Origin of the sequence: Thiomicrospira sp. S5, from assembly GCF_003991075.1 — a bacterium.
Taxonomy (GTDB): Bacteria; Pseudomonadota; Gammaproteobacteria; order Thiomicrospirales; family Thiomicrospiraceae; genus Hydrogenovibrio; species Hydrogenovibrio thermophilus.
On record NZ_CP014470.1, the window covers coordinates 2,247,196 to 2,260,342 of the forward strand.

The following is a 13,147-nucleotide window of genomic DNA, read 5'->3' on the forward strand; positions in this document are numbered from 1 at the left end:
TGGAAAATGGACGTAAAAAGTCGCTCGGTTACCCAAAAAGAATATATGTTACCAGAGGGTCTCACTATTGTCTCTCGCACCGATTTACACGGGAACATCACCGAAGCCAACGAGGCATTTATCGAAGCCAGCGGTTACGACTGGTTGGAGCTGGTCGGCCAACCGCATAACATTCTTCGGCACCCCGATGTGCCTGCCGCCGTTTTCAAAGACTTCTGGGGCACCATCCAAGCCGGGCGGCCCTGGTCGCAAATCGTCAAGAACCGCCGTAAAAACGGCGATCATTATTGGGTCGTCGCCAATGCCACGCCCATGTTTGAAAACGACGAAATCGTCGGTTACATGTCGGTTCGAACGCCCGCATCCCGCGAACAAGTCGCCCAAACAGAGCAAGCCTATAAAGACATTGCCGCCGGCAAACTAAAGCTGTCCGGCGGCAGCCCAGTCACAGTGGTAACCCGGTTCAACCCCTTTAATCAGTTCGAAGCCAGCCGCTTGATTATGCTGTTCAGCATTCTGCTGTTCATCACCGCCAATATGCCGCTCTTGAACCTCGGCGTCCCGCCGCTGTTGTTTGAAGGCATCAGCGCACTGTTCATTGTGGCGATTTTCCTGATTGCCTGGGTCAACGAGCGCAAGTTCAAAGAAGTTCACCATTTGCTCACCGAAATTTCCGGCGGCCACTTCAATAACCCCATTCAGGCTTCGGGCCGTAACTTGGTTAACCAAGTGCTCGGACGGGTGAAGTCCATGCAGATTCGTCTCGGCGCCGATTTCGACGACGTCAACGCTTCGCTGAACAATGCCAAACGCATCGAAAGTGCGCTGAACGCAGCTTCATCCAATATCATGGTCGCCGACCGCTTTCGCAGCATCATTTTCATGAACGAATCGGTCAAACGCATGCTGAAACAAGCCGAACCGGAACTGCAAAAAGCCCTGCCGCATTTCGATGCCGACAATTTACTGCGACAGTCTATCGACATTTTCCACCAGAACCCAGCGCATCAAGCCAATTTACTCGACAATCTTACCGAAACCTACGAAGCCCGCATAAACGTTGGTGACGCCACCATTGACCTCGTCGTCGATCCGATTTTCAATGAAAAACACGAGCGCATCGGCACCGTCGCAGAATGGAAAAACATTACCGAGCAATTGGCGATTGAAGAAAACATCGAACACCTGGTGTCCAACGCCTCGCAGGGCATTCTCAAGGACCGCATCGACGCCTCCAAACTGGAAGGCTTCAACCACCAGTTGTCACTGTCCATCAACACCTTACTGGATTCCTTTTCCGCACTGGTGCAAGACCTCAGCCGCATCCTTTGCCTGATGAGCAACGGCGACTTGACCAGCCGGATGGAAGGCGAATACAAAGGCGAAGTACATGCCATGCAAGTGGCCATCAATAATGCGTTGACCAATATCGAAGCCACCTTCGGGCAAGTCAAAATCGGCTCCACCGAAATCGGTCAAATGTCCAACGAGGTCTCTCAAGCCAGTGAAGACCTGTCGGAACGCACCCAATCGCAAGCCGCATCACTGGAACAGACCGCCGCCTCCATGGAACAAATCACCAGCCGGGTTCAGCAATCCACCGACAACACCCACGAGGCGAACCGTTTGTCATCGGAAGCCGCCACGGAAGCGAAAAGCGGCATTCAAGTCATGGAACAAACCTCCAAAGCCATGCACGGCATCAGTGAACTAAGCAGTCAAATTGCCGACATCACCACCGTCATCGACGGCATCGCCTTCCAAACCAATCTCTTGGCGCTGAACGCCTCGGTGGAAGCCGCCCGTGCCGGAGAACACGGACGCGGCTTTGCCGTCGTCGCCAGCGAGGTGCGCAACCTGGCACAGAAATCCGCCGAATCCTCCAAAGAGATTTCCAACCTCATTGGCACCGCCACCGAACAAATCTCGCAAGGCACCTCGTTGGTGGAAGAGACCAACCGCATGTTTGAAGACATGGTCAATAAAATCGAACAGGTCAGCGGTTTGGTGGACTCGGTCTCCAAAGCCGCCACCGAGCAATCCAAAGGCCTGGGACAAATCAACATCGCCGTCAACTCACTGGATGAAATGACGCAGCAAAATGCCGCGCTGGTGGAAGAGCTGGCCGCCACGGCGGGGAATATGAGCGAACAAGCGGAAATGCAGGCCGAGTTCGTCGGTAAATTTAAAATCTCCGAGCGTTCCGCATCCGGTCAAGGCGGCCATAAGGCCACCTTTGAATTGGAAGACGCCAAAAACAAGCACCGCGCTTGGAATGTCCGCCTGGAACGTTTCCTCTTGGGTGAAAAAGTCGATTTCGATGAACACAGCGCGCGTCGTGACGATCTTTGCCCGTTGGGCCAATGGCTGAACACCGTCGGCCGACAATATCAGTCAGTGCCGGAAATGCAGCAACTGATTCGAACCCATACCGAAATGCACAGCATGGTCGGCAAGGTTATTGATGCGAAAAAACTCGGCGATGACGACACCATGCAACAATACCGGAAAACGGTGTCCGAATTGTCCGAACAATTGCTGGTGGAAATGGACGCCCTGTGCGAAGCGATTACCGGCGAACAAAACAACCCGGCGCTACCGAAACAATCACCGCAAACCATTTCCGCCAACCAACCAAAAGCAGAAGCGCCGTCACAGAGCGATGAATGGAATGATTTTTAAATCTCAATCACGCGGGGTTCAAAGGCATTGACGAACTGCCGCCCGCTCTGCTGTTGGTAACCCGCCGCTTCATGCACGTGACCGAACACATGGGCTTTCACCTGTGGCAGTTCGGCCAGGCGTTCCGTCAACAACTCACAGCCGACACCAAACCCGCCGTTGGTCTGATCCAAAATGCCGTAAGGCGGCGTGTGGGTCACCAGCACATCCGTCACGTCCGGAATATTTCGCCAGGCCTGGCGTAAAGCGTCGCCTTCTCGCGGCAGGTTAAACGCCATCGCCTGAAACTCCGGTTGCCACGGCGAGCCGTAAAACGTCACCCCATCGATTTCAACCGCGTCATCCATCAGATAATGGATGCCGGAAAAATCAAACGACTGGGGCGGCTTTCCAAGGTCGGCCTGGCGCTGTGTATCCAACAGAAAATCATGATTGCCGGCAATCAACACTTTATGCGGCATCGGCAAAGCGCGGAACCAATCCAAAAAGTCCTCGGTTTGCTTGGCACTGCCCAGATTGCAAATATCCCCCGCATGCACCACCACATCGGCCTCTGGAATTTCATGCATATGCCGGTGGTAACCGTGGGTGTCACTGATGCAAAAAATTTTCATGTCCGCTCCTAATTCTTTCCTAATCCTGCTACTAACCATTTTATTCAGCATAAACCGAAGTCGGCGCAAAATCCACCAGGCCTGGCCGCTTTGCATTAAAATAAAGAGATGAAACAAAGCACCCTCGATAAACTGCCGGACATCCTCCAAAAAGATTTGGACGAAAATCTCTGCGTCTGCAACGGCATTCTTAAACGCGACATCATCGATGCCATTGAAGCCGGCGCCGACACGCTGGACGCGGTGCGAAACCAAACCTACGCCACCGACGGCAACGGCTGTTGCAAACGTCAGGTGCAACGTCTGGTCGAATGCTTAACGTCGGAAAGCTGATTGGCGCGTCATCTCAGCCCTTTTATCTTACTTTTCATAAGGTTAAATTAAACCGGATTGTGTTTAAACCAGCCACCGACAAGAATAAATAAGTATAATCACGACTGATAAATATTTTTTGCTCAGCTTAGTCAGAATAAAAAGAATAAAAATACACAACAAACATGCAGCTTAACCGAATCGATTTACGACGCCTCATTCTCTCTCTGGCCACCGTCAGCGTCATTCTGACCCTAGTCAATGCGCTTTACGCCACTTACAAGGTGCAGAGAAACCTTCTCATTGACGGCACCTTACACGCCAATGAAGCCTACGCCGCCAAACTGGCGCGCAGCACCGCCATGCACCTCAATTTAGTCATAAGTGAATTGAAATGGAGCAGCCAAACCATTGCACAAGCCCCGCAGAATCCGTCGCTGTCGCAACTGGAAACCGAACGTCTATTGCGTCAATCAGACAGTTTCAATGCCGTGGTGCGCGTCAACGCAAAAGGCCAACTGCAAGCTCTGACTGCCCCCGACACTTTCAAAGCCGATGTCATCCTGAAAGACGCGCCGATTCAGGAAGCCTTAACACAGCAGAAAACCCGAATCAGCTCACCGTTTCGCTTAAACCAAGGTCAATATTTCATTCTGGTTTCCCAGCCGATTATCGATGAAACGGGCCATTATGACGGCTTTATCGGCGGGCTCATCAATTTACACGACCGCAGCATTCTGCACCGACTGCTGAGCGACCAAAGCTATCAGGACGAAACATACCTCTACGTTGTCGACGCGAAGCACCGCCTCATCGTCCACCCGGACAAAACGCGCATCGGCGAAAAGGTACTCGACAACCCGGCCATCGAAACGGTGCTGGATGGCCAAACCGGCCACCAAAAAATCATCAACAGCCAGGGCATCAACATGCTGGCCGGTTATTCGCCGGTCGGCATTTCCGGTTGGGGAGTTGTCTCGCAACGCCCATTGCATGCCACGCTCGCCACACTGGACAAGCAAATGCTCAGTGTCCTTTGGCACTCCCTTCCGATTCTTCTCGTTACCGGCCTGATTATCTGGCTGTTTGCCGGGCGCATCTCCAAACCGCTCTGGCACTTGGCGCAACAAGCCGAACATCCGGAAACCCCGGAAACCGAATCCGAGGTTAAACTGATTAAAACCTGGTATTACGAAGCCGACGAGCTGAAAACCGCCCTATTGAAAGGATTCGGCAGCGTCCACCAGCACATCCACGCTTTGAAAACCGAATCTCTGACCGACCCGCTCACCCGCATCCTGAATCGCCGCGGCTTGCAACAACAGCTTGAAACCTGGCAACTTGAAAACATTCCTTTTTCCGTCATCTCACTGGACATCGACCATTTCAAAGCGGTCAACGACGCTCACGGGCACGATGTCGGCGACCAGGTCATTCAAGCCGTCACCGAACAAATGCGGGAATGCTCCCGCAATCAAGACGTGTTAAGCCGCACCGGCGGCGAAGAATTTTTGATGCTCTTGCCTTACACACCACTGGAATACGCCGTGCAAGTGGCCGAACGATTACGGAAAACCATGTCGGATGCACCATTGAAAACCGTGGGTACCATTACCATTTCTCTGGGCGTCGCCCACTGGCCGGAAACCGCCGAGGATATGGAAAAGGTGTTAAAACAAGCCGATGTAGCGCTCTACCAAGCCAAACAAACCGGGCGCAATAAAGTCTGCGTCGCCACCGATTCTGCCTGCCAGGAAGCCATGCGGAAATGGGAAGACATTCTGAATTGAATACAACGAGTGATTGATACGCCGGACAGCGCGAAGAAAATTGGTCGGGACAGCAGGATTTGAACCTGCGACCCCCGCCACCCCATGACGGTGCTCTACCAGACTGAGCCATGCCCCGAGACCATTGAATCGCACATTATAAAGTGATTCGGATTTTAATCAAGCACCTTGTGCTCGCTTTCTGGCACCATTCGACGCGGGCTTACGCAGAAATCAATCCGACCACTTTTGGGCCATTCGGCGCGGCGATAAACGCAAATAACGTTTTTGCGTCAGCCAGCCAATCAGCCACAGAATCATCGCCCCGCTCACCACGCTGATCACCCACAATTCCGGGTTCCATTCCGGTGACACTTCCAGCACAAATTGATTGACCGCCAAACCGGCGAGTTGAGCGAAGGTGGCCGCCAGTAACCCGGCCAAGGCGCCGAGCAGAATGAACTCCATCAAACCGATTTTGGTGATGTCGCGCTGCGTTGCCCCCAGGGTGCGCAACAGCAACCAGCTTTGCACACGGGTTTGTTGGCTGGCCATGGTGGCGGTGAACAAGACAATCAAACTCGCCAGCAAGGTAAAGCCATACAGTCCGGACACCGCCCAACTGGCTTGCGACATAATGGTTTGCACCTGAGTCAGAATGCGCCGTGCATCAATCAGCAACACGCCCGGCGCTTGTTGTGCCAATTGCTGAGTCAGCGCATTGACGTCCACCGAACGGTCTGCCAGCGCAAAGTTACCGATATAGGAAATCGGCAGCAACCGATCGGCCTCCGGTTGCACAATGAAAAAGAAATTCAAACGGAAGCTTTGCCACTGCACCTTGCGAATCGAGGTCACTTCATAACGCCAATCCTGCCCGCTGAAACTGAAGGTCAGCACATCGTTCAACTGCAACCCGAACAATTCGGCCATGCCCTCTTCCAGCGATACCTGTGGCAAACCCTGCTCCGGTTCGCTTTCCGCCAGCATTTCGTTGTAAGCCGGCGGCGTTTCCAGCACGGCGATATTCGATTCCCGTTCCAATAGACGTCTCGCCCGATTGGATTCCTGTTCCTGGGCACGAATCGGTTCGTCGTTCACTGCGACCAAGCGCCCTCGCGCCATCGGCACCAAGTTGGTTTCAATACCATCCCCTTTCAACACGGTTTGCACCGTGTCTTTTTGATCCGGTTGCACGTTGACGATAAGGGTATCCGGCGTATTGGCCGGCAAAGACGCCTGCCAATTGGCCATCAAATCATGGCGCACAAACGTCATCAACATCAATACGAACAGGACCAGACCCATTGAGATTAACTGAATTTTCACCAGGCCTGGCTCACGCAATAAAGCCGCCAGCGACAGCTTAAGCCAGCCGCGGCTGCGGCGTTGCAACCAACCGACAAAGCGCAACAACCCCAAAGCGGCCAGATACAATACGACACCGGCTGCCACCAGCCCGACCAGCACCCACCAGACGTAGCCGGTCATCAACATCACCACCAGCAGAATCAACCCCAAGCTGACCAACCATTGGCGCATTTGCGGCTGACGCGATAAATTCTTCAACAACTGCATCGGCGAAGTGCTGACCGCATGGCGATAGGCCTGCCAGGCAAAACTCCACAACACCAAAAAGCCCATCAAAAAGCCGTGTACATAAATCGACGGTTGATACGCCGGCACCAGCGGATCGAAATAATCCCTTAGCAACGGCAAACTGGCTTGAAACAATCCGGCCCCCAGCACCACGCCGACACCGCTGGCAATAATCGCCAACCAGCTCAGCTGAAACGCGAACAAACGGGTCATCTGGGCGCGTTGCGCGCCGAAGGCCCGCATCAGGGCGATGGAATTCTGCCAACGCTGCAAATAAAAACGGCTGGCAATCAGAATCGACAAGCCCGCCACCAATACCGCAGATAAGGCCGACAATTCTAAAAACAACCAGGCGGTGTCCAGCGATTGTGCCAAATCCTGCGATGGTGCTTGGGCGGATAAACTTTGAAGGTGCGGATTTTGCTCCGCATCCACGGCGTCGGCAAAACGCTCAATGGCGTTCGGTGTTCCGATCAAGGCCAACTCGTATTCCACGCGACTGCCCGGCCCTTTCAATTCCGTGGCGGCCATATCCGCCAACGGAATCACCATTTGATGCGAAAAGGCGCCCATGCCTCCGGCCGCGCCCAGCGGCTGGAAAGTGCCACCCAAGGCAAATTCGGTTTTCCCCAGCGTAATAGTGCTGTCGTCTTGCAATTGCATTAACGGCATCAGCGCCGATTCCACCCAGACATTTGGCCGTTCAGACGTTTTGTCCGGCGGCGTTAACGTTGGGAAGCGGTTTTGATAATTGCGTAACGGATAATTCGGCGACACGCCTTTGAGGCGCACCAACTGGAAACGTTCGCCGCTCAACGCCATGGTCACCAGCGTTTCGGTTTGCGCGGTTTGCAAATCCAGTTCATCGGCCAGCGTTGTCCACCTGTCATCAATCGGCCGGGAACTGCGCAACACGTAATCCGCGCCCAAGTCATTCGCCGCTTGGCGCAACATGGAATCCTTAACGGTTTTACCGAGCTGCTCCACAAAGGTCACCGAGGCGCTGGCAATCACCACCGCCAACAACAGCCACACCCAATCGCCGCGTTTCAGTCCGCGCCAGAACCACAGCGAAGCGGTCCAGGCATCTTGCCAGTAACGTTTCATACCGCTTGCAACCGTCCGTTATGCAACGTCAGCGCCCGGTCGCACTGGCGGGCGAAATCCAAATCGTGCGTCACCAGCACCAGCGTGGTGTGTAGTTCGTCATTGAGTTGAAACAGCAAATCCTGAACTTGTTCTGCGGTGGTTTCGTCGAGATTGCCGGTGGGTTCGTCGGCAAACAGGATTTTCGGTTCGGTGACAAAAGCTCTTGCCAACGCCACACGCTGCTGCTCCCCGCCGGAAAGCTCCGACGGGCGATGCGACAAACGATGGCCCAACCCGACTTTATCCAGGGCCTGCAAGGCTTTGTCATCGGCGTCACTGACTTGAAACAACTCCAGCGGCATCAACACATTTTCCAGCGCGGTCATGCTCGGCATCAACTGAAAATTCTGAAAAACAAACCCCACCTGCAAGGCCCGCAACTGCGCGCGACGATCTTCGTCAAGATGATTCAGCGCCTGATCGAACAAACGCACTTCGCCGCCGGTTGGCAATTCCAACCCGGCCATCAACGACAATAAGGTGGATTTTCCCGAACCGGAGCGGCCGACAATCGACAGCTTCTCGCCCGGCTGGACAGACAAATCGCAGCCCTTTATGATAGACAATTCTTCATCATCAGACGAGACATGGTAATGCACGTCCTTCAAGCACAAAACGGCTTCTTCTTTCATCTTCGCTCTCTTTTGTTTCTGACGGTGACGCTGACCGTTCTGTTTGGTTACTCAAGTGTAACGCAAGCCGAGGTAAAACCCCAAGCAAAACCCGCCCCCAACGAACCCACACTTCTGGTCTTGGGCGACAGCTTGAGTGCCGCCTACGGCATGCCGGTGGAAAAAGGCTGGGTGGCGCTGCTAACACAGGATTTAAAACAACGGAACATTCAAGTGGTGAACGCCAGCATCAGCGGCGAGACCACCTCCGGCGGCAAAAGCCGCTTACCGGCTTTATTGAAACAGCATCAACCGGATTGGGTGATACTGGAACTCGGCGCTAATGACGCCTTGCGCGGCCAGGTGCTGCAAACCACCGAACGCAATCTGCAACAGATGGTGGACATGAGCCGCCAGGCCGGTGCCGAGGTGTTATTGCTCGGCATTCGCCTGCCCACCAATTACGGCCCGGCCTACGATGCGTTACTGCAAAAGACCTTTCAGCAGGTGGCCGAACGAAACCAACTGCTCTTTGACCCGTTTTTCCTGGAAACGGTGGTGATGGACCCGGATATGGCGCAAGATGACGGTTTACACCCCAATGCTCAAGCCCAGCCGGCCATACTCAAACGCGTGCAACCGCTGATTGAACAGCTCATTACCCAAAAACCGGCCAAAGCCGCCTAACGCGAAACCCTGAAAACGGCCAGGCCTGGCAATTTTTACGCTTTGCTGCCGCCTTTGCAAAGTGGCGAGTCTGCCACGTCCGGGCGGGCGTCCCATTCCGCCGGGCTGAAGGTATGCAAGGCCAGCGCATGAAATTGCGGCATTTCATCGCTCAGCGCTTTGTACACCGCCTGATGGCGTTTGACTTTCGACAAGCCGTCGAATTCCGACGCCACCAAGGTCAATTTGAAATGCGATTCGTCCGCCGGGCCGGAATGCATGTGGCTTTCATTTTCCAGTTGCATAAAGGTGACATCAAACGCGGCTTTCACTTTGTTTTCAATTTGTGTCTGTAAGCTCAACTTATAATCCTCTATAAAATATCTCTTTCAGATTGTCCGAATCATGAAGAGTATAATGGTTTTCGAATTGAATCAGGAGATCACTATGCGATTAAACACGCAACTCAACCGACTCATCCCTTTTGCCTTGCTGGTGTGCTTGGCGTTGGGCGCGCAGGCCTCCGCAGACGGTTCCGCCGGAAACGACGGCAAACTGAAACCGGTGCCGGAACTGCAAGACCCACCGTCTGACCGTTTTCCAGGCGACCCGGCCGAACACCATGCCGTTTATATGTGGAACAAAGCCGACCCGGCTTACCAACACAGCATTTTGAATTCCATCCAGGCGATGATTAAACGCTACGGCGATAATGTGGACATCGCCGTGGTCGCCATCGGCCCGGGGATTCATGTGTTGGCGAAAAAACCACAACGTGAAGTGGAACCACTGACGTATGAACGCGTCGCCAGTTTCGCCAAAGACTACAATGTGCGCTGGATTGCCTGCGGCAACACCATGAACACCCTGCATTGGACCGACAAGGACATGCGCCCGTTTGCGGAATACGCTGAAGTGGGAGCCGCGGCCTTGATGGAACTGCAGGAAGAAGGCTATAAACTGCTGGTCTGGTAAGCCATCACGGAACCGCTCAACCGATATCAAAAAGCACCTTTTCAGGTGCTTTTTTGCATTTTAAGTGTGCCCGGATTTAACAGATGCTTTCCCGCTGCTCAGCGCATCACCATAAAGCCGGAAGGCTTGGCGGTTGAGGCCTGTTCAAACTTGAGAAAGCGGTGCATCCGTAGCAAGCGCAACAGAAAATAAATGGTGGTTAACTGCACCAGAATCAACGGCACCCACAAGGCAAAATAACCGGAACTGCCGAATTCCACCAGGCCTGAGTACACCAAACCGATATTCAACCACAGCACCAATTGCACTTCAAAACCAAACCCCGGACACACCATGGCAAAGGATGACGCATCCGAACGATTTTCAGCCATCTGCTTGAAAAAGCCGCTGCGTTTCATCACCATCAGACCGAACAAACCGACCAACACCGAAATGCCCGCCCCGACCGTGAACACCAGCAAGTGGTAATTGACATTACGCTCCAACTGCAAGGCATGCATATTGGCAATGTCCGCACGGTATAAGCCCACCACGAACATGCCGATAATCACCACCGGCAGCAACAATGTCACTGAGGTTGCGGCCGAAATGCCTTGCTTGAACATGGATTTAAAGCCCAACACCAATTTGATACCGGCCAGAATCGCCGTCATCCCCAGCACAATGTACGACAAACTCATGCCGACCAAGGCAATCCACGGCACTTTGGAAAACCCTAAGGCGCCCAACCCCACCGCAATCATCGCAAACGAAAAAATGGCAATCAATTGCGACAGGTTGGCGTTTTCACTGAAATCCAAATTGCCATGCACCAAGCGCAACCAATACACCGAAAAGATTTTCAACGCCAAGACCAACATGGCAATGAAATACACCCCGGCACCAACAAACAAAAAATCAATCAGCTGTGCTTGCATACCCATCCAAGTCACGGGATCAAACAAGCCCGGAATAAACAAGGCACCGAGAATAAACAGCACATTCATGGTCATGGTAAGCGTCAAGGGAATCGCCATCAACTGCACTTCCTTATTGGACGCTTTTAGTGCGGTGTATTCGGCACTCTGTCGAAAACGGTTGAACCCCCTAAACCAACGGAACAGTAAAAAGAAATGCAAGGAAGCGGACAAAATAATGCCGCCGATGTAAGTTTGAATCAACAGATTCAACGGATCGGTTTTCCCGAAATGATGGGCGAGTAACGTATTGAAATCGATAAACGCATTGCCCGGATGGGCGGTCATGTAGTTGACGACAAAAAAGAACGAGGCGGTCATCCCGGCCGCACCCAGCGGCGCGAGAATGTGTAATATCTGGAACGGAAACGGTTTCATGGCTAACTCCTTATTGAGGTACTTTCCCAACCACTAACGACGATGGTCATTAATAATTAGGAAGCGCCCGCACCGTGTTCCTCGCCACACGGTTTGAGCGATAATAAGTTCTAGTTAGCGTTTTTATGTATATATAAGAAGTAGCTTATATACAAACTTGCCCTATATCAACTTTTATCTAATGATAGATTTATTTTATAATCAGTCATCGTTTGCTTTAAGAGCGAACCTCACTGCGCTCTGCCAGCAACCGATCCAATTTTTCGTGCAAGGCTGCGATTTCGCCTTCCAGCTTATCCTGATACGCCTGCTCTTTTTGATGCACGACCTCCTCTTCCTCGGCCAGCATTTTTTTATGCTCTTCGTCCAGTACTTCCACGACGATCCCGATCATCATGTTCAGGAAGACGAATGCCGAGAAGAAAATGAACGTCAGATAATAAATCCAACTTAAACTGTACACCGCCATGGTTTCGTACATCACATCCGTCCAGTCCTCAAAAGTGGCGACCCGGAACAGGGTTAACAGGGAAATCCCCAAGTCGCCCCACAGTTTCGGATTGATGTCGGCAAACATCAGATTACCGATAACGGCATACAAATAGAAAATAATGAACATCAACAGCGCCACGTAGCCCATGCGCGGCAAGGCGGTAATCAAAGCGCTGACCAGCACCCGCAGTTCCGGAATGAATGAAATCAAACGCATGACCCGGAACAAACGCAGCATCCGCGCAATCAAGGCATACTCGGAATCGTCCAATGGAATCAAACTCACCACCACAATGGTGAAATCAAAGATATTCCAGCCCTTCTTGAAGAAATCCTTCAAACGGTCTTCCGCCGCCATCCGGATCAGAATTTCGATCAAGAAAAATACCGTCACGCCATAATCCATGACCCACAGGAATGTGATCGCCGTCTCCGGCAGATTGTAAGTGCGCACGCCAATCAACAGCGACGAGAGGATAATCACGGAAATGACAAACAACTCGAACACTTTGTTGTCGCGAATGTGTTGAAATTTAGACTGAAACGCTGTCCACGTCATAATCACCCTTCCATTAAAATAAATGATTAACCGAATAAACCAAGTTTATAAATTGAGGCTATTTTACTGCAAAGGATGGGATTTGAATTGTTAAAATAAAACTTTTAACACGCTTAACAAAGGTCAAAACCATGCCGAAAATTAAAGTATCAGGACAAGGAGAATGTGAATTTGACGGCCAGTTTTCATTACTGGACGCATTGGACGAAGCCGGATTTGATATGCCCTACAGCTGTCGCGGCGGCAACTGCGGTGCCTGTGAGGTGCGCTTGGTTTCCGGTGATGTGGAAGAAATTCAGGATCCGGTCTATGAAACCGACAGCGGCTATATCTTGACGTGCAGCGTGATTCCCTTATCGGACATTGAAATCGAACTGGTTTAATG

Annotated in this window: 12 protein-coding genes and 1 tRNA gene; 6 read left to right on the top strand and 7 right to left on the bottom strand. The window is 52.4% G+C overall.

The annotated features are described in order from the left end of the window. The first annotated feature begins 6 nt into the window (after positions 1 to 6). Positions 7 to 2,682, top strand: coding sequence for a methyl-accepting chemotaxis protein (locus AYJ59_RS10415; protein WP_127120058.1), 2,676 nt, complete (start codon positions 7 to 9; stop codon positions 2,680 to 2,682). Here AYJ59_RS10415 and AYJ59_RS10420 read toward each other — a convergent pair. Beyond that, on the bottom strand, positions 2,679 to 3,296 hold the full coding sequence (locus AYJ59_RS10420; RefSeq protein ID WP_164730765.1) for a metallophosphoesterase family protein: 618 nt from the start codon (positions 3,294 to 3,296) through the stop codon (positions 2,679 to 2,681). The two genes, AYJ59_RS10415 and AYJ59_RS10420, sit on opposite strands and share 4 nt — an antisense overlap. Before the next feature lie 108 nt (positions 3,297 to 3,404). Here AYJ59_RS10420 and AYJ59_RS10425 point away from each other — a divergent pair, with 108 nt between their 5' ends. Both AYJ59_RS10425 and AYJ59_RS10430 read left to right on the top strand, forming a co-directional pair. Next, positions 3,405 to 3,629 (top strand): (2Fe-2S)-binding protein, encoded by a 225-nt coding sequence (locus AYJ59_RS10425; protein WP_029939838.1) that lies wholly within the window; start codon positions 3,405 to 3,407, stop codon positions 3,627 to 3,629. Positions 3,630 to 3,793: 164 nt separating this feature from the next. Next, positions 3,794 to 5,398, top strand: coding sequence for a sensor domain-containing diguanylate cyclase (locus tag AYJ59_RS10430; RefSeq protein ID WP_127120060.1), 1,605 nt, complete (start codon positions 3,794 to 3,796; stop codon positions 5,396 to 5,398). Positions 5,399 to 5,439: 41 nt separating this feature from the next. Here the strand turns inward: AYJ59_RS10430 and AYJ59_RS10435 are convergent. The 3 genes from AYJ59_RS10435 to AYJ59_RS10445 form a co-directional block, all read right to left on the bottom strand. Next, positions 5,440 to 5,516: transfer RNA gene (locus tag AYJ59_RS10435), tRNA-Pro, on the bottom strand. A 95-nt stretch (positions 5,517 to 5,611) separates the two neighbouring features. After that, the gene (locus tag AYJ59_RS10440; RefSeq protein WP_127120061.1) at positions 5,612 to 8,083 is read right to left on the bottom strand and encodes an ABC transporter permease; all 2,472 of its coding nucleotides are present in this window, start codon (positions 8,081 to 8,083) and stop codon (positions 5,612 to 5,614) included. Continuing rightward, positions 8,080 to 8,757 (bottom strand): ABC transporter ATP-binding protein, encoded by a 678-nt coding sequence (locus AYJ59_RS10445; protein WP_127120062.1) that lies wholly within the window; start codon positions 8,755 to 8,757, stop codon positions 8,080 to 8,082. Before AYJ59_RS10445 ends, AYJ59_RS10440 begins: the two co-directional genes overlap by 4 nt. Between AYJ59_RS10445 and AYJ59_RS10450 the strand changes: the two genes are divergently transcribed. After that, positions 8,719 to 9,423 carry an arylesterase gene (locus AYJ59_RS10450; RefSeq protein WP_127120063.1) on the top strand — a complete coding sequence of 235 codons (705 nt, stop codon included), beginning with the start codon at positions 8,719 to 8,721 and terminating at the stop codon, positions 9,421 to 9,423. The genes AYJ59_RS10445 and AYJ59_RS10450 overlap by 39 nt on opposite strands. A 35-nt stretch (positions 9,424 to 9,458) precedes the next feature. Here the strand turns inward: AYJ59_RS10450 and AYJ59_RS10455 are convergent, their stop codons facing one another. After that, positions 9,459 to 9,764 carry a BolA family protein gene (locus AYJ59_RS10455; protein WP_127120064.1) on the bottom strand — a complete coding sequence of 102 codons (306 nt, stop codon included), beginning with the start codon at positions 9,762 to 9,764 and terminating at the stop codon, positions 9,459 to 9,461. An 85-nt stretch (positions 9,765 to 9,849) separates the two neighbouring features. Between AYJ59_RS10455 and AYJ59_RS10460 the strand changes: the two genes are divergently transcribed. After that, on the top strand, positions 9,850 to 10,377 hold the full coding sequence (locus AYJ59_RS10460; protein ID WP_127120065.1) for a DsrE family protein: 528 nt from the start codon (positions 9,850 to 9,852) through the stop codon (positions 10,375 to 10,377). Positions 10,378 to 10,475: 98 nt separating this feature from the next. On the opposite strand, the gene AYJ59_RS10465 is transcribed toward AYJ59_RS10460, so the two are convergent. Further along, positions 10,476 to 11,711 (bottom strand): TsoY family (seleno)protein, encoded by a 1,236-nt coding sequence (locus tag AYJ59_RS10465; RefSeq protein ID WP_127120066.1) that lies wholly within the window; start codon positions 11,709 to 11,711, stop codon positions 10,476 to 10,478. 217 nt (positions 11,712 to 11,928) lie between these two features. Next, positions 11,929 to 12,762: an ion transporter gene (locus tag AYJ59_RS10470; RefSeq protein ID WP_127120067.1), complete on the bottom strand. Its 834-nt coding sequence runs from the start codon at positions 12,760 to 12,762 to the stop codon at positions 11,929 to 11,931. A gap of 131 nt (positions 12,763 to 12,893) precedes the next feature. Between AYJ59_RS10470 and AYJ59_RS10475 the strand changes: the two genes are divergently transcribed. Beyond that, on the top strand, positions 12,894 to 13,145 hold the full coding sequence (locus tag AYJ59_RS10475; protein ID WP_029939829.1) for a 2Fe-2S iron-sulfur cluster-binding protein: 252 nt from the start codon (positions 12,894 to 12,896) through the stop codon (positions 13,143 to 13,145). The last annotated feature ends 2 nt before the right edge of the window (positions 13,146 to 13,147 follow it).